Here is a 21,120-nt window from a genome sequence, read left to right as displayed (position 1 = left end):
GAGGGATCCTATGCACTCTTTTCCGATTCTCAGTGTCGCGATCTGGCTGCCGATCATTTTCGGCCTGCTGGTACTCGCAGTTGGTAACGATCGCAACCCGGCGCCCGCGCGCTGGATGGCGCTGGTCGGCTCGGTGCTCGGGCTGATCGTCACGATTCCGCTCATCACCGGCTTCGATACGTCGAGCGCCGCGCTGCAGTTCGTCGAGCAGTCGAACTGGATCGAGCGCTTCAACATCACGTATCACCTCGGCGTGGACGGCATCTCGATGTGGTTCGTCGTGCTGACCGCGCTCATCACGGTGGTCGTCGTGATCGCCGGCTGGGAAGTGATCACCGAGCGCGTGTCGCAGTACATGGCCGCGTTCCTGATCCTCTCGGGCATCATGATCGGCGTGTTCTCGACGGCGGACGGCCTGCTGTTCTACGTGTTCTTCGAAGCCACGCTCATTCCGATGTACATCATCATCGGCGTGTGGGGCGGCCCGAATCGCGTGTACGCCGCGTTCAAGTTCTTCCTGTACACGCTGGCCGGCTCGCTGCTGATGCTGGTCGCGCTGCTGTACCTCTACACGCAGACGCACACGTTCGATCTCGCCACGTGGCAAGCCGCGAAGCTCGACATGACGCCGCAGGTGCTGCTCTTCATCGCGTTCTTCCTGGCGTTCGCCGTGAAGGTGCCGATGTTCCCGGTGCACACGTGGTTGCCTGACGCGCACGTGGAAGCGCCGACGGGCGGCTCGGTCGTGCTGGCGGCGATCATGCTGAAGCTGGGCGCATACGGTTTCCTGCGCTTCTCGCTGCCGATCGCGCCGGACGCGAGCCACTTCCTGGCTCCGGTCGTCATCACGCTGTCGCTGATCGCGGTGATCTACATCGGGCTGGTCGCGATGGTGCAGGCCGACATGAAGAAGCTCGTCGCGTACTCGTCGATCGCGCACATGGGCTTCGTCACGCTCGGCTTCTTCATGTTCGGCGAATCGAGCCAGCTGGCGGTCGAAGGCGGGCTCATCCAGATGATCTCGCACGGTTTCATCTCGGGCGCGATGTTCCTTTCGATCGGCGTGCTCTATGACCGCGTGCACTCGCGCCAGATCGCGGATTACGGCGGTGTCGTGAACACGATGCCGAAGTTCGCCGCGTTCGCGATGCTCTTCGCGATGGCCAACTGCGGCCTGCCGGGCACCTCGGGTTTCGTCGGCGAATTCATGGTGATTCTGGCCGCGGTCAAGTACAACTTCTGGATCGCGTTCCTCGCCACGTTCACGCTGATTCTCGGCGCGGCGTACACGCTGTGGATGTACAAGCGCGTGTACTTCGGCGCGGTCGAGAACGACCACGTCGCGAAGCTCGCCGACATCAACAAGCGCGAATTCCTGATGCTCGCCATCCTTGCGCTGTTCACGCTGTACATGGGCCTGCATCCGAAGCCCTTCACGGACGTGATGCACGCTTCGGTGGCAAACCTGCTCTCCCACGTCGCGCAGTCCAAGCTGCCGCTGGCTCAGTAACGTCGTGCGGAGGAACTAAAAGATCATGCAAAACGCTCCTATGAGTCTCCTGTGGCCCGACGCGATCCTGATGGCTGCGGTCGTCATCGCGTGGCTGAACGACACCATGTTCGGCCCGAAGAGCCGCGGCACGACGTATCTGATCGCGCTCGTCTCGACGCTCGTCGTCGGCGTGTGGTTCGCCTTCACCGCGCTCGATCCGACGCCGCATTACTTCTTCACGCGCATGTACATCGTCGATCCGTTCGCGAGCGCGATGAAGGCGGTGGTGTGCCTCGGCTACGCGGTGTCGATCATCTACTCGAAGAAGTATCTGGAAGACCGCGACCTGTTCCGCGGTGACTTCTTCTTGCTCGGCATGTTCTCGCTGCTCGGCCAGTGCGTGATGATCTCGGGCAACAACTTCCTCACGCTGTATCTCGGCCTCGAACTGATGTCGCTCTCGCTGTACGCGATCATCGCGCTGCGCAAGGACGTGCCGCAGTCGAACGAATCGGCGATGAAGTATTACGTGCTCGGCGCGCTCGCATCCGGTTTCCTGCTCTACGGCATCTCGATGCTCTACGGCGCGACCGGTTCGCTCGAGCTGAACGAAGTGCTGAAGGCGGTGGCTTCGGGCCGCATCAACGACGCAGTGCTGCTGTTCGGCGTGATCTTCATCGTCGCGGGCGTGGCGTTCAAGATGGGCGCGGTGCCGTTCCATATGTGGGTGCCCGACGTCTATCAAGGCGCGCCGACCGCGATGACGCTGCTCACCGGCGGCGGCCCGAAGGTCGCGGCTTTCGCGTGGGGTCTGCGCTTCCTCGTGATGGGCCTGCTGCCGCTGGCGGTGGACTGGCAAGAGATGCTCGTGATTCTCGCGGCGCTGTCGCTGATCGTCGGCAACATCACGGGTATCGTGCAGAAGAACATCAAGCGGATGCTGGCGTACTCGGCCATCTCGAACATGGGCTTCGTGCTGCTGGGTCTCTTGGCCGGCGTGGTTGACGGCAAGGTGACGGGCGCGGCGGGCGCATACAGCTCGGCGATGTTCTACAGCATCATCTATCTCGTGACGACGCTCGGCACCTTCGGTGTGGTCATGCTGCTCGCGCGCCGCGACTTCGAAGCCGAAATGCTCGAGGACTTCAAGGGCCTGAACCAGCGCAGCCCGGTGTTCGCGTTCGTCATGATGATCATGATGTTCTCGCTCGCCGGCATCCCGCCGACGGTCGGGTTCTACGCGAAGCTCGCCGTGCTCGAAGCGACGATGAACGCCGGTCTCACCTGGCTCGCCGTTCTTGCCGTGATGACTTCGCTCGTGGGCGCGTTCTACTACCTGCGCGTCGTGAAGCTGATGTACTTCGATGCGCCGGAAGATTCGTCGCCGATCGTCGCTGGCGGCCTCAACCGCTCGCTGCTCGCGTTCAACGGTCTTGCCATCCTCGTGCTCGGCCTGGTGCCGGGTCCGCTGATGACGGCGTGCCTGACGGCGATCGCGCATACGCTGCAACTCTAATGTCGGCGGCTGGCTGGTTCATCGTACTGTTGGCGCTCGTTCTCGCCAACGTGCCGTTCCTGAATCAGCGCCTCTTCGCCCTCGTCCCGTTGCCGCTTCCGGCGCCGACGGGACGCAAGGCGGCGAAGAAGAGCGCGTGGATTCGCATCGGCGAGCTCATCGTTCTTTACTTCGTGGTCGGCGCGCTCGGCTTCATGCTCGAAGCGCGCGCCGGCAACCGATTCGCTCAGGAATGGCAGTTCTATGCCATTACCTTCAGTCTCTTCGTCGTGTTCGCCTTTCCGGGCTTCACGTATCAGTATCTCGTCAAACGCCGCTGACGGCTTCGCGCCGTTAGCGGCTTGTTTGCTTCAAAAGCACAGGGCTCAAGATGGCAGATCATTCCTCGATTCCCCGTAACGACGACGGCCTCATCGAAAAGAAGGTCGAAAGCGTCACGCTGCACGAGGGCAAATTCCTCACGTTGAAGCGCGATACCGTCGAATTGCCCGACGGCAAACACGCGACGCGCGAGTTCGTCGAGCACCCCGGCGCGGTGATGATCCTGCCCGTTTTCGACGATGGCCGCGTGCTGCTCGAGCGTCAGTTCCGCTATCCGGTGGGGCGCGTGCTGCTGGAATTTCCCGCGGGCAAGCTCGATCCCAACGAGGACGAACTGACGTGCGCGAAGCGGGAACTGGAGGAAGAGACGGGCTACACGGCGCGCGAATGGACATTCCTCACGCGCATCCATCCGGTGATTTCGTATTCGACCGAGTTCATCGATCTTTACCTCGCGCGCGGCCTGACCGCGGGCGATGCCAAGCTGGATGAAGGCGAGTTTCTCGAAACCTTCATCGCCGATGAAGCGCAACTGTTGAACTGGGTGAAGGACGGCAGCATCAGCGACGTCAAGACGATCATCGGCGTGTTCTGGCTGGAGAAAATCCGCTCGGGCGAATGGAAGCTGGGCGCGTCGGCGTAGGCGTCGGCGTCGGAGGGATTCAAGCGAAAGCGGCCTCGATGGCCGCTTTCGTCGTTTTCGAGCGACGAAAAGCATCGGGCAGACCGAACGGCTAGAATGAATAGTTCGCTCGTCTCGCGGATCATCGCATCCATCTGGTTTTACGAACGAGCGTTCATAAAACGCCATTTTGAGATAAACTTCAACGAAGCCCCATCAGCATGAAGGTCCTCGATTTAAAGTGCTCGCATGAACACCGGTTCGAAGGCTGGTTCGCCTCGACCGAGGAGTTCGAGTCGCAGTTGTCGCGCAAGCTGGTCGCATGTCCGGTTTGCTCGTCGACGGAAGTGAGCCGCATGCCGTCCGCGCCACGCCTGAATCTGTCGTCTACGCGAGGCGAGACGGCGCCGCAGGCTCCGCAACCTCAAGCGGCGCCCGAGGCGGCGGCGCTGCAGGCGCGCGCGCTGCACTTCATGCGCGAGCTGATAGCGAAGACCGAAAACGTGGGCGAACGGTTTGCAGAGGAGGCGCGGCGCATTCACTACAACGAGGCGCCGGCGCGCAGCATTCGCGGTGTCACGACGCCCGAAGAGACGCACGCCTTGCTCGAAGAAGGGATCGACGTGATGCCGTTGCCTGTTCCGGACGCACTGAAAGAGCCGCTGCAGTAACGTTCGCGCGGCGTCTCCTTTGGCTCCGGACTGAGCCATGAATGGGAGACACCGCGAATGAACCTCGATTATTCCCCCGCCGACGACGCCTTTCGCGCCGAGATCCGCACCTGGCTCGAAGCCAGTCTCCCTCGCGCGCTGCGCGACAAAGTTCTCCATCACAAACGTCTGACCCGCGAAGACTACGCGAGCTGGCACAGGCTGCTCGCCGCGCGCGGCTGGTCGGCGGTCGCATGGCCGAAGGAATACGGCGGCCCGGGCTGGGACGTCACGAAACGCCATATCTGGGATGAAGAATGCGCCCGCGCCGGCGCGCCGATGGTGCTGCCTTTCGGCGTCTCGATGGTCGCGCCCGTGCTGATGAAGTACGGCAGCGCCGGGCAGAAGTTGCACTATCTGCCGCGCATCCTCGATGGCACCGACTGGTGGTGCCAAGGCTACTCCGAACCCGGCTCGGGCTCCGATCTCGCGTCGCTGCGCACGCGCGCCGAGCGGCGCGGCGATCGCTATATCGTGAACGGACAAAAGACCTGGACCACGCTCGGCCAGCACGCCGACATGATGTTCTGCCTCGTGCGCACCGATCCGGAAGCCAAGAAGCAGGAGGGCATCTCGTTCCTTCTGATCGACATGAAGACGCCCGGCATCACCGTGCGGCCGATCATCACGCTCGACGAAGATCACGAAGTCAACGAGGTCTTCTTCGAAGATGTGGACGTGCCGGTCGCGAATCTCGTCGGCGAGGAAAATCGCGGCTGGACCTATGCGAAGTATCTGCTCGGGCATGAACGCACGGGAATCGCGCGCGTTGGGCAATCGAAGCGCGAGTTGCTCTTTCTGAAGCGCACCGCAGCCGATCGCACCGAAGGCGGGAAGCCGCTGCTGCACGATCCGCGCTTCGCCGCGAAAGTGGCCGCGCTCGAAGTCGAACTGATGGCGCTCGAAGTAACGGTGCAGCGCGTCGTCGCGAGCGAAGCCGGTGGCAAGGGGCCGGGACCGGAAGCATCGATGCTGAAGATCAAGGGCACCGAAGTGCAGCAGGCGCTGACCGAGTTGATGGTCGAAGCGATCGGCCCGCAAGCCGCCGCGTTCGATCCCGCGTATCTCGAAGGCGAGCGCGCGCACAGCATCACCGGCGACGACGATGCCGCGCCGCTCGCCGCGTACTACTTCAACTTCCGCAAGACCTCGATCTACGGCGGCTCGAACGAAATTCAAAAGAACATCATCGCGCAGATGATTCTGGGACTTTGAGGAGCGCCGCATGGACTTCACTTTCAGCGATGAACAGCAGCAGTTCCGCGACGCGCTGCGCCGTTATCTCGACAAGGAATATGCGTTCGACGCGCGGCAGAAAATCGTCGCATCGGCGGCGGGCGTCGATGAAAAGCATTGGCGCGCGTTCGCCGAGCTTGGTTTATTAGCGCTGCCGGTTCCCGAAGCGCAGGGCGGCTTCGATGGCGGCCCGGTCGACATGCTCGTCGTGATGCAGGAGCTTGGGCGCGCGCTCGTCGTCGAGCCGTATTGGGCGACGGCGGTGGGCATCGAAGCGTTGCGGCTCGCTGCGAATGCCGGCGATTTGCTGGAACGCGCGGGGCGCGGCGAGATTCGTCTGTCCGTCGCGTTCAATGAGCCGCACGCGCGCTACGATCTCTTCGATTTGCGCACGATCGCGAGCGGCGATGACGGCCACTTCACGATCGACGGCACGAAGTCGATGGTTCAGCATGGCGCACAAGCCGATTACTGGATCGTGCCCGCACGGCTCGCTGGCGACGTGGCGTTGTTCATCGTCGGGAAAGAGGCGGCCAATGTCGGCATCACCGAATACCGCACGATCGACGGACAACGCGCCGCGACGCTCACGTTCGACAATACTCCCGCGACGCGTCTCGACGGTCGCGGCACAGGCGCTGCAACGCTCGAACGCATCGCCGACTACGCGACCTTCCTGCTGTGCGCAGAAGCGCTCGGCGCGCTCGATGCGCTCAACCTTGCGACCGTGGCTTACACGAAGGAGCGCGAGCAGTTCGGCATGCCGATCGCGCGTTTTCAAGTGCTGCAGCATCGCATGGTCGATATGCTGATCCACACCGAGCAGGCGCGCTCGATCACGTATCTGGCCGCCGCGCGCTACACGAGCGACGACGCCGCGACGCGCGCGCAAGCCGTCTCGGCCGCGAAGGCACGCGTCGGACAGGCTGCGCGCTTCGTCGGTCAGCAAGCGGTGCAGTTGCACGGCGGCATGGGCATGACCAACGAGCTGCCCGCGGCGCACTGGTTCAAGCGCCTGTCGATCATCGAGACGACGCTCGGCGATGTCGATCATCATCTCGCGCGCTTTGCCGCGCTTCCCGCATTCTCCGTCACCGAAGTTTGATGCTCACCGAGGAAACATGCATGAAATACGCCTATGAGGATTTCGAAATCGGCAGCGCGGTCCAATTGAGCGCGCATACGTTCACGAGAGAAGAGATCGTCGGGTTCGCCGAGAGGTACGATCCGCAGCCTTTTCATTTGTCGGAGGCGGCGGGCGAGGCGTCGCATTTCGGCGGGCTCGTCGCGAGCGGCTGGAACACGTGCTCCGCGATGATGGGCATCCTCGTGCGCGACATGGTCGGCGATTCGACCTCGATGGGCTCGCCCGGCCTCGACAACATCCGGTGGATCAAGCCCGTGCGCGTCGGCGATACGGTGCGGCTCACCGTGCGCGTGCTCGACAAGCGCGTGTCGAAGAGCAAGCCGGATCGCGGCATCGTGCAGACGCGCTGGGAGGCGCACAACCAGAACGGCGAGCTCGTGCTCACGGTGGATTCGGCCGCGCTCTTCGGCCTGCGCGATCCGGGCGGTCAGGCATGAGCGTGGCGTCGTCGAAGAGCGTCGCGGAGTTCATCACGCGGCACGCGTTCTGAAGCGCGCTCGACGCTTCACGCGTGCTTGCCGAGCTCGAGCTTCGCGATGGCGTTGCGATGCACTTCGTCCGGGCCATCCGCGAGACGCAGCGTGCGCGCCGATGCATACGCATACGCGAGCGGAAAGTCGTCGCTGACGCCGCCCGCGCCGTGCGCCTGAATCGCCCAGTCGATGACCTGACACGCGACATTCGGCGCGACGACCTTGATCATCGCGATCTCGCCGCGCGCGCCCTTGTTGCCGACGGTGTCCATCATGTACGCGGCTTTGAGCGTCAGAAGCCGCGCCTGCTCGATCATGATGCGCGCCTCGGCGATGCGTTCCTGCGTCACGCCATGCTGCGCGATCGGCTTGCCGAACGCGACGCGCGTGAGCGTGCGCTTCGTCATCAGTTCGAGCGCGCGTTCCGCGAGGCCGATCAGGCGCATGCAATGATGAAGGCGTCCCGGCCCGAGCCGGCCCTGTGCGATTTCGAAGCCGCGCCCCTCGCCGAGCAACATATTGGCCGCCGGCACGCGCACGGTGTCGAGCGTGATGTCCATGTGGCCATGCGGCGCGTCGTCGTAACCGAAGACGTTCAATGGCCGATGCACCGTGATGCCGCTCGCATCGGCGGGCACGAGAATCATCGACTGTTGCGCGTGTTTCGGCGCGTCGGGATCGGTCTTGCCCATCACGATATACACCTTGCAGCGCGGATCGCCCGCGCCCGACGACCACCATTTGTGACCGTCGATCACGTAACTGTCGCCGTCGCGCGCGATGCTGCATCGGATGTTGGTCGCATCCGACGACGCGACTTCCGGCTCCGTCATCAGAAACGCCGAGCGGATTTCGCCGCGCAACAGCGGTTCGAGCCATTGCGCCTTCTGCGCATCGGTGCCGTAGCGCTCGATGGTTTCCATGTTGCCGGTGTCGGGCGCGCTGCAATTGAAGACTTCAGGCGCCCACGGCACGCGGCCCATGATTTCGCACAACGGCGCGTATTCGAGATTCGTCAGGCCCGCGCCGCGCTCCGATGCGGGCAGAAAGAGATTCCAAAGCCCTTCGGCGCGCGCCTGCTCTTTCAGACCTTCGATGAGGCGCGTCGGAACCCACGCGTTGCCGGCCGCGCGGTTTGTCGCAATCTCTTCGGCGTAAGCGCGTTCGTTCGGGTAGATGTGCGCGTCGAAAAAGGCGAGCAGCTTTTCGCGCAACGCTTGCACCTTGGGTGTGTAATCGAAGTTCATGCCTTGGTCTCCACCTTTTGTGCGTATCGCCACGCGAGCTCGGCCATCGGGCGCGCGCGCCTGCCCGCATCGACGGCTTGCGCGCTCGCGGCCGTGCCGTCGACGACGCGTTTCATGATGCCTTGCAGAATCGCGGCGATGCGGAACATGTTGTAGGCGAGATAGAAGTTCCAGTCGCCTTCGATCGCGAAGCCCGTGCGCTCGCAATAGCGCTTCACGTACGCGGCTTCATCGGGAATGCCGAGCGCCGCCCAGTCGAGTCCGGCGATGCCGCGAAACTGCGAAGGATCGACATGCCACGCCATGCAGTGATACGCAAAGTCGGCGAGGGGATCGCCGAGCGTCGAGAGTTCCCAGTCGAGCACGGCGAGCACGCGCGGCTCGGTCGGATGAAAGATGAGATTGTCGAGCCGATAGTCGCCATGCACGACGCTGACCCGCGCGTTCCGCGATGGCGGAATGTGCTGCGGGAGCCAGTCGATGAGCCGATCCATCGCGTCGATCTTTTCAGTTTCCGACGCGACGTACTGCTTGCTCCATCGCCCGATCTGACGCTCGAAGTAATTGCCCGGCTTGCCGTAGCTCGAAAGACCGGCGGATTCGACATCGACCGTATGCAGCGCCGCGATCACGCGATTCGTTTCGTCATAGATCGCGGTGCGTTCGTCGGGCGCCATGCCGGGCAGCGATTGATCCCACAACACGCGGCCCTGCACGAACTCCATCACATAGAACGCGCGGCCGATCACGCTTTCGTCCTCGCACAACGCGAGCATGCGGGCGACGGGCACGTCGGTCGAGGCAAGCGCGTCCATCACGCGATACTCGCGCTCGATCGCATGCGCCGACGGCAACAGCTTCGCGGCCGGTCCCGGCTTCGCGCGCATCACATAGCTGCGCGCGGGCGTGACGAGCTTGAACGTGGGATTCGACTGACCGCCCGCGAACTGCTCGACGCTCAACGGACCGCTGAAGCCATCGACGTGCGATGCGAGCCATGACGCGAGCGCGTCGGTATCGAAGCGCTGTCGTTCCTGCACGGGACGCGTTCCTTCGAACGCGGAGAAATCGGACTGGTGTTGAGTCTCGTTGTTTTGCATCGTCTCCTCCGGGCTATTACATCAACTCATGTCGCCGGCCTTGTAGCGTATGAATTGCGCGTAGAGCAGTTCCATCGTCGTGTTGCGCACATCGGCGTGCAGCGGCGAGGGCGGCGAATGATTGATCGCATGCACGACCCAGTCGCCGGGTTTATCGCCGACATCGAGCGCGTTGATGCAGCCCGTCGCCTGCGACAGATGCCCGAAGAACGCGCGCCCGCCAGCTGTGATCGCATGCGAGAGCAGCGCGCGATTGACGCCGCCGTGCAGCACCAGCAGCACCGTGTCCCACGAGGGATCGTCGCGCAGGCGCGTGACGGCCGGCAGCGCGCGATCGAGCAACTCGCCGATCGTTTCACCGCCGAGGAACTGCGTGTCTTCGGGCACGACGCCATCGAACACGGAGAGGAACGCGCGCTCGATATCGGACGTCGAGAGGTCCTTGAGCTTGCCGCCACGAATCTCCTGCCATTCTGGCCAGATTTCCGGTGCGATCGACTGACCCGTTTCCGCGAGCACGCGTTGCGCGGTTTCGACCGTGCGCGGCAGTCCGCTCACGATCACGCGATCGAACCGTACGTTGTGTGCGGCGAACTCGAGGCCCGCCGCGCGCGCTTCCTCGCGTCCGCGCTCGTTGAGCGGCACGCTTTCCGGATCGATCGCGCGGCCGCTGTCGTCGAAATAGGTGACGTCGCCATGACGCATCAGAAAGATGCGCCGGCGCTTCGGCAGTTCGTAGTGAGCCATGGGCTTAGCGATAGTTCGGCTGACGCTTGTCGAGGAACGCGGTGATGCCTTCGAGCGCATCGCCGTGATGGAGCGCGTCGACGAAGCTGTCGCGTTCCATGTCGAGATGCGCGGCGAGCGGCTGCACATCGGCGGCGTTGATCAGCGACTTGATGCGCGCCATCGCTTTCGGCGACACGCTGCCGAGATCGTCGGCCCATGCGATGGCCGCATCGAGCGCGATGCCTTTCTTCGTCAGCCGGTTCACGACGCCCACTTCATGCAGACGCGCCGCGCCGATCGGCTTCGCTTCGAGCAGCACTTCGCTCGCGAGCGTGCGCGGCAGCGCGCGCGCCAGGAACCACGATGCGCCGCCATCCGGCGTGAGACCGACGCGCGCATACGACATGACGAACTTCGCGTCATCGGCGGCGACGATCAGATCGCACGCGAGCGCGAGCGAAAAGCCCGCGCCCGCCGCCGCGCCTTCGACGGCCGCGATCACCGGTTTCGTCGATGCCCGCAGCGCGCTGATCCATTCGGCCAGCAAGTCGATGCTTTGCCCTTGCACCGACGGATCCTTCGCGCGATTCTCGAGCAGGCGGTTCAGGTTGCCGCCCGCGCAGAAGAAGTTGTCGGCGCCCGTCAGCACGATCGCGCGCACGGTGTTGTCGCGTTCGGCCGTGTTCAACGCCTCGATGCCGGCGGCGTACATGTCCGGATGCAGCGCGTTGCGCGCGCCGGGGTTGGAGAGCTTCAGCACGAGCGTGGTGTCGCTGCCCGCGGGACGGTCTGTCAGTAGTTCGGCGCTCATCTGAGCTCCTCGATATGGGTAAGCGGAAGTCCGAGCTGCGCGCGCCGCGTGAGCCACGGCGCGGGCCGGTAGCGCGGATCGCCGAGCACGGCGTAGATATTGCGCAGGATGGTGAGGATGGTGCGCGCGCCGATCGCATCGCCGAGCGCGAGCGGGCCGCGCGGATAGCCGAGACCGAGCGTCACGGCGAGATCGATGTCCTCGGGCGTCGCGATGCCTTGCTGCGCGATATCGCAGCCGATATTCACGATCGTCGCGACGACGCGCTGCGCGACGAAGCCGGTCGAATCGCGGATCACGCTGACGGGCACGCCGTCGAAGGCGAAGAGGGCGTGCGCGGCGTCGCGCATCGCGGGCGTGGTCGCAGGCGTCGTCATGATCGTGCGGCGCGCGACGGTGTCGAGCGGAAAGAGCGTATCGACGGCGACGACGCGCGTCGCGTCGAGATGCTCGTCGACGGCCGTGGTCGTCGCATCGAAACCGAGAGGGGTCACGATGATCAGCGAATCCGGCTCGGGCGTGTGGCCCGAGTCGATATGCACCGAGCAATCGCACTTGGCGATCAGCTTCAGCACTTCCTCGCGTCCTTCGTGCGATGCGCGGCTGATCCAGACGCGCGTCGGCAAGTGCGTGGGCGCGGCCGGTTCCGGCGCAACCTCCTGCTTGCCATCGACATAACGATAGAAGCCGACGCCTGCCTTGCGCCCGATGAGCCCGCCCGCGAGCCGCGTGCCCGTGATCGGCGACGGCTTGAAGCGCGGCTCTTCGTAGAACTGGTGATAGATCGATTCCATCACCGGATGCGAGACATCGAGCGCGGTGAGATCGAGCAGCTCGAACGGCCCGAGCCGGAAGCCCGCCTGCTCGCGCATGATGCGGTCGATGTCCGCGAAGCTCGCAACGCCTTCGCTCGCGACGCGCAGGCCTTCGGTGTTCATGCCGCGGCCCGCATGATTGACGATGAAGCCCGGCATGTCCTTCGCGCGCACCGGCGTGTGACCCATGCGGCGCGCGAGCTCCATCAGTGCGTCGCCGGCGCGCGGGTCGCCGCGCAGGCCGTCGATCACTTCGACGACGCGCATCAACGGCACCGGATTGAAGAAGTGAAAGCCCGCGACACGTTCGGGATGCGCGCATCCGGCGGCGATCGCGGTGATCGACAGCGACGACGTGTTCGACGCCAGCACGCAATGCTCGCCGACCACCGCTTCGAGCTCGCGGAACAACTCGCGCTTGATGTCGAGATTCTCGACGATCGCCTCGACGATGGCATCGCAATCGGACAGCTCGCTCGTGTCGCCCGCATCGCGGATGCGCGCGAGCGCCGCATGCGCGTCGGCTTCCTTGAGCTTGCCCTTCGCGGTGAGCTTCGCGAGCGTCTCCGAAAGATATTCGCGGGCGGCGGCGAGCGCTCTCGGGTTCGTGTCGTAGAGGCGCACGTTCAGCCCGCCGAGCGCGGCGATCTGCGCGATGCCGCGCCCCATCGCACCGCTACCGACGATACCGAGCGTCTCGATCCTGTATTCGTGCTGACTCATGATGCGGCTCTGCTCCTTCAGGAATGGAACACGCGTGGCTCGCACAGCGTCGGGCGAGGCCAGCCGATCGAGCGCGCGCGGAATGGCGCGCGCCGTCGGTCAGAGTTTGGCGAGACGTTCGAGCGCGAGCGCGAGCGTCTCTTCCTTCTTCGCGAAGCAAAAGCGCACGACGCCCGATTCATGGCTCTCGTGATAGAACGCCGACACCGGAATCGCCGCGACGCCGATTTCGCTCGTGAGCCATTGCGAGAATTCGGCTTCGGGCATGTCGCTGATCTTCGAATAGTCGACGCACTGGAAGTACGTGCCTTCGGACGGCAACAGCGAGAAGCGTGTCTTTGCGAGGCCTTCGCGGAAGAAATCGCGCTTCTTCTGATAGAACGCGGGCAGCTCCAGATATGGCTTCGGATCCTCGAGATAATGCGCGAGGCCGATCTGCATCGGCGTGTTCACCGTGAACACGTTGAACTGATGCACCTTGCGGAATTCGGCGGTGAGCGCAGCGGGCGCGGCCACGTAGCCCACTTTCCAGCCGGTCACATGAAACGTCTTGCCGAAGCTCGACACGACGAAGCTGCGCTTCGCCAGTTCCGGATAGCGCGAGACGCTTTCGTGCGGCGCGCCGTCATAGACCATGTGCTCATAGACTTCATCGGAGACGATCAGCACGTTGGTGCCGCGCACGATCTCTTCGAGCTTCTTCATGTCCTCCGCGTGCCACACGCGGCCGGTCGGGTTGTGCGGCGTGTTGATCATCAGGAGGCGCGTCTTCGGCGTGATCGCGGCGGCGATCTTGTCGAAGGGCAGTGCGTAATCGGGTGCTTCGAGCGACACGAACACGGGCTTGCCGCCCGCGAGCTCGATCGACGGCACGTAGCTGTCGTACATCGGCTCGATGACGATGACTTCATCGCCCGGATGCACGCAGCACAGGATCGCGGTCAACAGCGCCTGCGTCGCGCCGGCGGTCACGGTGATCTCGCGGTCGGCGTCGTAGGCACGGCCGTAAAGAGAGTCGATCTTGCGCGCGATCGCCTGGCGCAACGGCGCGACGCCGGCCATCGGCGGATATTGATTGTGGCCGTCGCGCATCGCGGTCGCGACGGCATCGACGATGCGCGCATCGCAATCGAAATCGGGGAAACCCTGACCGAGATTCACCGCGCCTTTTTGCGTCGCGAGCGCGCTCATCACGGTGAAGATGGTCGTGCCCACATTGGGCAGACGCGACGGGAAGGAAAGCTCGGGCGGTGTCGGCGGCAATTCGTGCGTGGCGTTCATGGTCATGTGGGCAATGGATGATGGCTCGCAGCTATTTTAAGACAGCATCAGCCGATGGCCGCCTGTGCCTCGAATTCGAGAACGAAGGGCTTCGGCTCCGCGATGCGAAACGCGAAGTCGCGGGCGACGCGCCGTGCGAGCTTCAACACCGCGCGGTCCTTCGAAACGAGCCAGTCGGCGCCCGACGCGTGCGCGAGCTCCAGAAACTTTTGATCGTCGCGGTCGCGGCACTTGGGCAGCGGCCGCTCGTTTTCGTCGATGGTCGCGGCGACGTGCGTCGACAGGCGCGCGACGGTCGCGAGCGCCGCGGTCTTGTCGACTTCCATGCGCACGAACTGCGGATAGTCGAGCACGCGCGTGAGCTCCCTGAGACAGCGCTCGTCGATCAGCGCTTCGAGCGTGCGGGCTTCGAGGGCCGCGTGAATCGGGCGCGTGGCGGGGTCGTCGAATACGAGGATGTCGATCCACACGTTCGAATCGAGCACCACGCGCATCGGGGACGACAACGGCAACGGCGGCGGCGCGGCGGAATGGTCCATTCGATACAATCAGGGGTTTATGCCAATGATCGCCGGCGGCGTGCCGGCGAGCCTCCATGATAATCGTTCTCTCGCCCGCCAAATCGCTCGACTACGAGACGCCCGCCCATATCAAGAAGCACACGCTGCCGCAGTTCGTCGATGACGCCGCCGAATTGATCGGCGGCCTGCGCGAACTCTCGCCGCAGCAGATCGGCGGCATGATGGGCATTTCGGATCAGCTCGCGGCGCTCAATTTCCAGCGCTACGCAGACTGGTCGACGACCTTCGACGCGCACAACGCCAAGCAGGCGGTGCTCGCGTTCAACGGCGACGTGTATGAAGGCTTCGCCGCAAAATCGCTGTCGGCGAGCGATCTCGATTTTGCGCAGAACCATGTGCGCGTGCTGTCGGGGCTGTACGGCCTGTTGCGGCCGCTGGATCTGCTGCAGCCTTATCGGCTGGAAATGGGCACGAAGTTTCCCAACGCGCGCGGCAAGGATCTGTACGCCTTTTGGGGCGAGCGCATCACGGCGGCGCTCAACGAGCAACTGAAGAAGCAGCGTGGCGCGCGCGTGCTGGTGAATTGCGCGTCGGAGGAGTATTTCAAGTCGGTCAAGCCGAAACTGCTGGCCGCGCCCGTCATCTCGCCCGTGTTCGAGGACTGGAAGGGCGGGCGATACAAGATCATCAGCTTTCACGCGAAGCGCGCGCGCGGGCTGATGGCGCGTTATGCGGTCGAGAACCGCATCGACGAGCCGGAAGCGCTCAAGGGCTTCGACAGCGAAGGCTACAAGTTCGATGCGAAGGCATCGAACGATACGACATACCTATTTCGTCGCCGCGTAGCGGAATGAGATCCGTACGGCAAGCACGCAAGGAAACACAGATGAGCCTCTCCATTTCAAGCAACTTCGACGCGGGCGCGATCGAAGTCATCAATGCCGACGAGCCCGCGGACATCCGCCTGCGCATTCGTCCCGATTCGCATGCCGATTTCGCGCAATGGTTCTACTTCCGCGTATCGGGCGCGCGCGGCGAGCGTCTGGTGATGACCTTCGAGAACGCGGCGCAGTGCGCGTTTCCGGAAGGCTGGCGCGACTACGAAGCCGTCGCGAGCTATGACCGCGTGAACTGGTTCCGCGTATCGACGGAATACGACGGCAAGGTCATGAAGATCGATCACACGCCGGACTTCGACCGCATCTATTACGCGTACTTCGAGCCTTACAGCGAGGAACGCCACTCGGAATTTCTCGGCGCCGTCCAGCAGATGCCGCTCGCGACGCTGACCGAGCTCGGCAGCACGGTGCAGGGCCGGCCGATGTCGGTGCTCTCGCTCGGTCTGCCGGACTTCGGCGACGCCGCACCGAAGAAGAAAGTGTGGATCATCGCGCGCCAGCATCCGGGCGAGACGATGGCCGAATGGTTCGTCGAAGGTCTCGTGAAGCGCCTCGCGGGCTTCGGGGATTGGGCGGGCGATCCGGTCGCGCGCGCGCTCTTCGAACGCGCCGTGTTCCATATCGTGCCGAACATGAATCCCGATGGCAGCGTGCTCGGCAACCTGCGCACCAACGCGGCGGGCGCGAACCTGAATCGCGAGTGGATGGAGCCGAGCGCCGAGCGCAGCCCTGAAGTGCTGCTCGTGCGCGAGGCGATCGAGGATACCGGCTGCGACCTCTTCTTCGATATCCATGGCGACGAAGCCATTCCGTACGTGTTCGTGGCGGGGTCGGAGATGCTGCCGGGCTTCACCGAGCAGCAGGCGAAAGAGCAGAAGGCCTTCGTCGATTTCTTCAAGCAGGCGAGCCCGGATTTTCAGGACGTCTACGGCTACGAGTCGGGCAAGTATCAGACGGATGCGCTCAAGCTCGCATCGAAGTACATCGGCAACGAGTACACATGTCTGTCGCTGACGCTGGAGATGCCGTTCAAGGACAACGCCAATCTGCCCGACGAGAGCGTCGGCTGGAACGGCGCGCGCAGCGCGGCGCTCGGCGCATCGATGTTGCAGGCTATTTTGTGGCATCTCCAGTCGTTCGGCGATTGACGGCCGGCGATTCACGCAGACGCAAAAAGGGCGTGGCCACTTTGTGTGGCCACGCCCTTTTTTCTGTGTCTTCGACGCGGGGAGAAGCGGATCAGTGCTTCTTGGTCGATTGCTTCGTCGACTTGCCTGAAGACTTCGACGCGCTCTTTGCCGTGCTCTTGCCCGAGTTTTTCGTCTTGCCTGCCGCCGCTTTGCCTTTTGCGCCGTGCTTGCCCGTCGCGTGTGTGGAGCGCGGTTCGGCGTGTGCGCGCAAGGGCGGCACGGGATCGTTCCAGCCGAACGCGAGCATCTGGCTGCCGACATAACCGCATCGGAACTTGAGCGCGGTGGAATCGCGCTCGCCGTTCTTCGGAATGCCTTGACCTTCGACGGTCACGACGTTGTCCACCTTGATTCGCTGTTTCTTCTCGTCGAACGAATCATTCCAAGGCTCGATCGCGGAGTGGGAATCATCGAACGAAGTAGGCGGAAATTCGACGTGATCGAAGGCCGTGGATGTGCTGGCGATGAAGTTGCCATGCGCGGCGCAATCCGCGACGAGCGGATTGGCGTTGAAGTCGGTGACGAAGTGGTGAATCAGTTCGTTGCGCTCGTCGAGCGAATCGGCAAAAGCGGAGACCGCGCATGCCAACGATGCGCATGCCGCCAACCGGCCGACGAGCCGCAGGAGCCGGCGCGGTGCGTAGTTACTTTCCATCAAGTCTGGCGCTAAGAAGACACGGGCAAGTAAGATGCGCCGTGTGGGGAAGGAGTTCAATCTTATCGTACTTTGCGCGCCTGACGACTGGCAGAAATCCGATATGAGTCGATCCCGGCGGCAACCGACCGGTGCGTTTCGCGAAACCTAGACGCGCGGACCGCGATCGAGGCGATATCGGCGCACATCATACGTGGTGATCCACGCAGGCTTGTACACCGTGATGAGGATGGTGAGCAGACCGGTGAACAGCGCTTCGCCCCCGCCCAGCAGCAGCGAGCCACGCGTGAACGCGGCGGGCACGACGATGTGGCCGCCGGCGAGCGCCATCTCCAGCAGCACGGTTGCGCCGCACGCCGCCGCAACCGCGGCCGCCGACGTGATGAAGCCATGCCCGGCGATAAAGGTAAAGAGATTACGAGGCAGCCAGGCGTTGCTCAGACGTTGCAGCAGGGTCGAGACCGCGACGGGCAATGCGCCGAAAAGAAGATACGTGGTCGCGACCGAGAGCCAGGAAGCATCGAGTACGACCGCGGCGAGGCCTGTCGTTGCAGCGGTGCCGATGAGCGCGAGCCGCCAGTCGAACAGCGTGACCATCAGCGTCGCGCCCAGCAGATGGATAACGGGTCCGTCGTCGAACCATGCGTTGCACGCCCACAGCACCGAGACCGCGACGATGACGCCGAGCCACACGTTCTGCAGCGTGGCGTCTTGCAGGCGCGCGAACGGGCGCTGCATCAGCGCGAGCACGAGCACTCCCGCGGCGACGATCCAGCTGCCGACGGTAAGCCAAAGCGGTAGCGGTGTGTAGAAGAACCCCATGCCTTGCATATTACTCGTTGCGCGTAAAACGTGTGCGCAAAGGACGGACCCGTTCGCCTCGTTTGTTGCTAGAACGGTGATTCAGGCTCGGCGGCGATCGGCAGCGAGGCCGCGTCGTTGTCGAGGAGCGATGGATAGCGCGTCCGTGGCCTGCGCAGCGGGATCACCCCTGGCTGGCCCGACACGACCCGCACCGATGACGCGTCTCCGCTCCGCAGAATCTCGAGATGTGCGTTTTGCACGCCGTTGTAAATCGCGACCGCGGCGGCGCGATTCGTCGCACCGAGTTGCTGGAAGATACTTGCAAGGTGGATTTTCACCGTGCCTTCGCTGATACCGAGCGTCTTCGCGATCATCTTGTTCGTGCTTCCCATGTGCACGCAGCGCATGATCTGCCGTTGCCGGGGCGAGAGCGTCGGATGATGGCGAATCTTGTGCGGAAGCTTGACGCCGATTTGCGCGCGGCGGGCGGTGAGTTCGAGCGTCAGTTCCGGGTCGACGACGTCTGGCGGAATATAGTGTCCACCGACGAGCACCATCTCCAGTGCGCGAAGAATCAGGATTGGATCGAGCATTCGCGGGATCACGCCCATTACCCCCGCGCTCATCAGTGCGTAGACGAGGGCGGCGCCGCAGCGGTCGACCATGACTGCAACCGGAATGCGGGGCGCATCGTCGAGCACGTTCTGCAGGTCGCCTATGCGCAGATTCGACGCCCAGTCGATCACGATCATGTCGGGTTGAGCGCGTTTCAAGGCAGAACGAGCTTGTCTCCAGTCCTTCGCCTCGGTGAATTGCGCCTGGCGCGCAACGCGGCGCAGCAATGTTTTAAGGCCCGCACGGCGTTCGGCGTCGGAACCAATGATGTTTATTTTCATGCTTTACCTCTCGTCAATACACCCGTCGCCGTAGCTTCGGGAACCCAATGCCGGTTGAGTGCCGGCGTCCCGGTAATATTGACAAATTTGAGGTCACTTGACCCCCTATCCGAATGGCATAGGCATAAATGCACAAAACCCCGCGCTAGGGCGGGGTTCGCAGGGCTGATAAAGCAGCTAATTGGCGCCGTTAATGGAAATGTGGTTGTGCCGGCTCAGCGTCTTCAGGCATTTCGGCATGGACGATCTCGCCGAGCGGATCGGCATAGAGCGGTACGCCGCAGTCGTCGCAGAACTCCGGCTCGAAGCGTCCCGCATGTCTGCGCACGTCCGATACGCCGGCTTTCTTCAGCAACTCGACGATTTGCTCGACCGGACCATTCGCGCCTTCGAGATCGACGGCATCCTCGTCCATCCCCAGCTCTCCGTTCTCTCGTCCGTAGAGCGGCCACACGACGCCATAGATGACGTCATTGCTGCCGCGCCGCGTGAAGCCGATGCGGTATTCGTCGATGCGCCGGTCGCCGAAACCCGCGATGACCGCGCGCAAGTCCTGAGGCGCGGTGCCCAGGGTGTCGAAGAGATATCGGACGGCGGTACGCACGGTGTGCGGACGGACTTGCTCATCGGCATCGCGACAGGCCGAGTAATAGGCGTCGGGAAGCAGGCATTCGAACTCGCAGCCGGGAAGGATCGCTGCAAAGCTCGGGCCGCCCTGTGCCGCCCACTGTTCGAGACATTGGCCACGTTCGACGCGACTGCCGTTCTCGTCCTCCTGCCAGCGGAACAGCGCCGCGCCGGCCGGCACGACGACGAGAGCCAGCAGAAAGCGCGGGTCGGCGAGAATCGGCGAGGTCTCCGGAAGGTCGGCCAGGTTCAGGCGCGCCGCGCTGCCGCTCTGCACGGTTTGCAGCAACTGTTGCGCGAGGCGCGCCGTATCGACGTGATGTCTCGGCAACTGGTCGATGCTGTAGAGATAGGGCGCGACGGTCACGCGCGCGCCTGCCGCGAGGACATGCGCTTGCATCTGCGTGCGCAATGCATCGACGGCATCGCTTTTGAGCGAGCCGGACGGGATCGCGTAGCGCGTCCACGCGAGCACGGGCGCGGCGATCAGCAACGCTTCGTGAGGCGCGCCGTCGATGTCGATTCTGAACGACTCGCTGTGCGTCTCGGCCATATCGGCCAGCGCGCCATAGGCGTCCGGATGATTCTGCTGCAGATGGTCGAGCGCGGCGTCGAGCGTCGTCTGGTTGCCGTTGCGTACGAGCTTGGCGATGAGCGTGTCCAGGCGGGCTTCCCAGAAGCGATCCTCGACGCGGCTGCCGGACGCAAAGAGCGCGAGGGAGAGGCTGACGAGCTTGTCGGCGTCCGGGGGAATACGTTTTGCGATTCGCGAGCGCATATCGATACAAGAATGAATTGGTGCGGAGAACCTTTAATTGTAGTCGCTTGGAAGCGGGTTTTATCGTGTGGCGTTGCAGCACGAGTAGCCGTCGGCACGATCATCGTTCGGAGACACTGAATATTTTTTCGTTTTCCCCTTGCGGAGGCGCGGTTCGCTCACTAGAATTCCGTTCCTTCGCGATTCGATGAACGCGAAGGGAGCGGGGAAGGTGGTTTCGTTATGTGCTTGGAGAAGGTTGTAGAAGGCTCCTGGCGCGGTCGACAAGAAAAGAAAGCTTCAAATTCTTGTTGACAGATAAAGAAACGTTCTTCACAATCTCGTTTCTCTGCTGCTGATGCAGCGACGCAAGACGGAAGGGTAGTAAAGCTCTTGCGATGTGCTCTTTAAAAACTAACAGCCGATAAGTGTGGGCGCTTGATGGCGAGTGCGGCTGGTTCTTCGGAATCGGCAATAGCAAAAGTAATCAAGAGTCTCACACGAAGTATCAGAGGAAGGTTTTTTCATCTTTGGATGGAATAAATCAT

21 protein-coding genes are annotated in these 21,120 nt (G+C 63.2%); 10 read left to right on the top strand and 11 right to left on the bottom strand.

What is annotated here, in order from left to right; genetic code table 11:
- Positions 1 to 10 precede the first annotated feature (10 nt).
- The 8 genes from AWB78_RS00105 (at position 11) to AWB78_RS00070 (ending at position 7,481) form a co-directional block, all read left to right on the top strand.
- A complete protein-coding gene (locus AWB78_RS00105) occupies positions 11 to 1,510 on the top strand; it encodes an NADH-quinone oxidoreductase subunit M (protein ID WP_062601336.1) in 1,500 nt (499 codons plus the stop codon).
- A gap of 25 nt (positions 1,511 to 1,535) precedes the next feature.
- On the top strand, positions 1,536 to 3,008 hold the full coding sequence (gene nuoN, locus AWB78_RS00100) for an NADH-quinone oxidoreductase subunit NuoN (protein ID WP_062601335.1): 1,473 nt from the start codon (positions 1,536 to 1,538) through the stop codon (positions 3,006 to 3,008).
- Entirely contained in the window at positions 3,008 to 3,328 is a 321-nt protein-coding gene (locus tag AWB78_RS00095) for a DUF2818 family protein (protein ID WP_062601334.1), read from the top strand. Before nuoN ends, AWB78_RS00095 begins: the two co-directional genes overlap by 1 nt.
- Positions 3,329 to 3,378: 50 nt before the next feature.
- Entirely contained in the window at positions 3,379 to 3,972 is a 594-nt protein-coding gene (locus tag AWB78_RS00090) for an NUDIX domain-containing protein (protein ID WP_062601333.1), read from the top strand.
- 200 nt (positions 3,973 to 4,172) lie between these two features.
- Complete coding sequence (locus tag AWB78_RS00085) at positions 4,173 to 4,622, top strand: DUF1178 family protein (protein WP_062601332.1); 450 nt, start codon at positions 4,173 to 4,175, stop codon at positions 4,620 to 4,622.
- A 57-nt stretch (positions 4,623 to 4,679) separates the two neighbouring features.
- A complete protein-coding gene (locus AWB78_RS00080) occupies positions 4,680 to 5,876 on the top strand; it encodes an acyl-CoA dehydrogenase family protein (protein ID WP_062601331.1) in 1,197 nt (398 codons plus the stop codon).
- A gap of 10 nt (positions 5,877 to 5,886) precedes the next feature.
- Positions 5,887 to 7,002 (top strand): acyl-CoA dehydrogenase family protein, encoded by a 1,116-nt coding sequence (locus tag AWB78_RS00075; RefSeq protein WP_062601330.1) that lies wholly within the window; start codon positions 5,887 to 5,889, stop codon positions 7,000 to 7,002.
- Between the two features lie 20 nt (positions 7,003 to 7,022).
- Entirely contained in the window at positions 7,023 to 7,481 is a 459-nt protein-coding gene (locus tag AWB78_RS00070; protein WP_062601714.1) for a MaoC family dehydratase, read from the top strand.
- A gap of 68 nt (positions 7,482 to 7,549) precedes the next feature.
- Here the strand turns inward: AWB78_RS00070 and AWB78_RS00065 are convergent, their stop codons facing one another.
- The 7 genes from AWB78_RS00065 to AWB78_RS00035 form a co-directional block, all read right to left on the bottom strand.
- Entirely contained in the window at positions 7,550 to 8,764 is a 1,215-nt protein-coding gene (locus tag AWB78_RS00065) for an acyl-CoA dehydrogenase family protein (protein WP_062601329.1), read from the bottom strand.
- Positions 8,761 to 9,864 (bottom strand): phosphotransferase, encoded by a 1,104-nt coding sequence (locus AWB78_RS00060; protein ID WP_062601328.1) that lies wholly within the window; start codon positions 9,862 to 9,864, stop codon positions 8,761 to 8,763. The genes AWB78_RS00065 and AWB78_RS00060 overlap by 4 nt, the downstream gene beginning before the upstream one ends.
- 21 nt (positions 9,865 to 9,885) lie before the next feature.
- On the bottom strand, positions 9,886 to 10,611 hold the full coding sequence (locus AWB78_RS00055) for a histidine phosphatase family protein (RefSeq protein WP_062601327.1): 726 nt from the start codon (positions 10,609 to 10,611) through the stop codon (positions 9,886 to 9,888).
- 4 nt (positions 10,612 to 10,615) lie between these two features.
- Positions 10,616 to 11,404 (bottom strand): oxepin-CoA hydrolase, alternative type, encoded by a 789-nt coding sequence (locus AWB78_RS00050; protein WP_062601326.1) that lies wholly within the window; start codon positions 11,402 to 11,404, stop codon positions 10,616 to 10,618.
- Positions 11,401 to 12,942 carry a 3-hydroxyacyl-CoA dehydrogenase gene (locus tag AWB78_RS00045; protein WP_062601325.1) on the bottom strand — a complete coding sequence of 514 codons (1,542 nt, stop codon included), beginning with the start codon at positions 12,940 to 12,942 and terminating at the stop codon, positions 11,401 to 11,403. The genes AWB78_RS00050 and AWB78_RS00045 overlap by 4 nt, the downstream gene beginning before the upstream one ends.
- 99 nt (positions 12,943 to 13,041) lie before the next feature.
- Entirely contained in the window at positions 13,042 to 14,223 is a 1,182-nt protein-coding gene (locus tag AWB78_RS00040) for a pyridoxal phosphate-dependent aminotransferase (protein ID WP_062601712.1), read from the bottom strand.
- A 47-nt stretch (positions 14,224 to 14,270) separates the two neighbouring features.
- Positions 14,271 to 14,762, bottom strand: a complete 492-nt coding sequence (locus tag AWB78_RS00035) for a putative toxin-antitoxin system toxin component, PIN family (RefSeq protein ID WP_062601324.1) — start codon at positions 14,760 to 14,762, stop codon at positions 14,271 to 14,273.
- A gap of 56 nt (positions 14,763 to 14,818) precedes the next feature.
- On the opposite strand from AWB78_RS00035, the gene yaaA reads away from it, so the two are divergent.
- Both yaaA and AWB78_RS00025 read left to right on the top strand, forming a co-directional pair.
- Positions 14,819 to 15,598 carry a peroxide stress protein YaaA gene (yaaA, locus tag AWB78_RS00030; protein WP_062601323.1) on the top strand — a complete coding sequence of 260 codons (780 nt, stop codon included), beginning with the start codon at positions 14,819 to 14,821 and terminating at the stop codon, positions 15,596 to 15,598.
- 32 nt (positions 15,599 to 15,630) lie between these two features.
- Positions 15,631 to 16,791, top strand: a complete 1,161-nt coding sequence (locus AWB78_RS00025) for a M14 family metallopeptidase (RefSeq protein ID WP_062601322.1) — start codon at positions 15,631 to 15,633, stop codon at positions 16,789 to 16,791.
- Positions 16,792 to 16,882: 91 nt separating this feature from the next.
- Here AWB78_RS00025 and AWB78_RS00020 read toward each other — a convergent pair whose 3' ends face one another.
- The 4 genes from AWB78_RS00020 to AWB78_RS00005 all read right to left on the bottom strand — a co-directional run bounded on the left by AWB78_RS00020 (position 16,883) and on the right by AWB78_RS00005 (position 20,593).
- Positions 16,883 to 17,488 carry a BspC domain-containing protein gene (locus tag AWB78_RS00020; protein WP_062601711.1) on the bottom strand — a complete coding sequence of 202 codons (606 nt, stop codon included), beginning with the start codon at positions 17,486 to 17,488 and terminating at the stop codon, positions 16,883 to 16,885.
- A gap of 147 nt (positions 17,489 to 17,635) precedes the next feature.
- On the bottom strand, positions 17,636 to 18,310 hold the full coding sequence (locus tag AWB78_RS00015) for a hypothetical protein (protein ID WP_062601708.1): 675 nt from the start codon (positions 18,308 to 18,310) through the stop codon (positions 17,636 to 17,638).
- A 68-nt stretch (positions 18,311 to 18,378) separates the two neighbouring features.
- On the bottom strand, positions 18,379 to 19,188 hold the full coding sequence (locus tag AWB78_RS00010) for a helix-turn-helix transcriptional regulator (RefSeq protein WP_062601321.1): 810 nt from the start codon (positions 19,186 to 19,188) through the stop codon (positions 18,379 to 18,381).
- Positions 19,189 to 19,378: 190 nt separating this feature from the next.
- Entirely contained in the window at positions 19,379 to 20,593 is a 1,215-nt protein-coding gene (locus tag AWB78_RS00005) for a DUF2863 family protein (RefSeq protein ID WP_062601320.1), read from the bottom strand.
- Positions 20,594 to 21,120: the final 527 nt, after the last annotated feature.

Source organism: Caballeronia calidae (assembly GCF_900044055.2).
Taxonomy (GTDB): Bacteria; Pseudomonadota; Gammaproteobacteria; order Burkholderiales; family Burkholderiaceae; genus Caballeronia; species Caballeronia calidae.
Note: the sequence above shows the minus strand (reverse complement) of the source record. Positions and strands in the feature narration are given on the sequence as shown.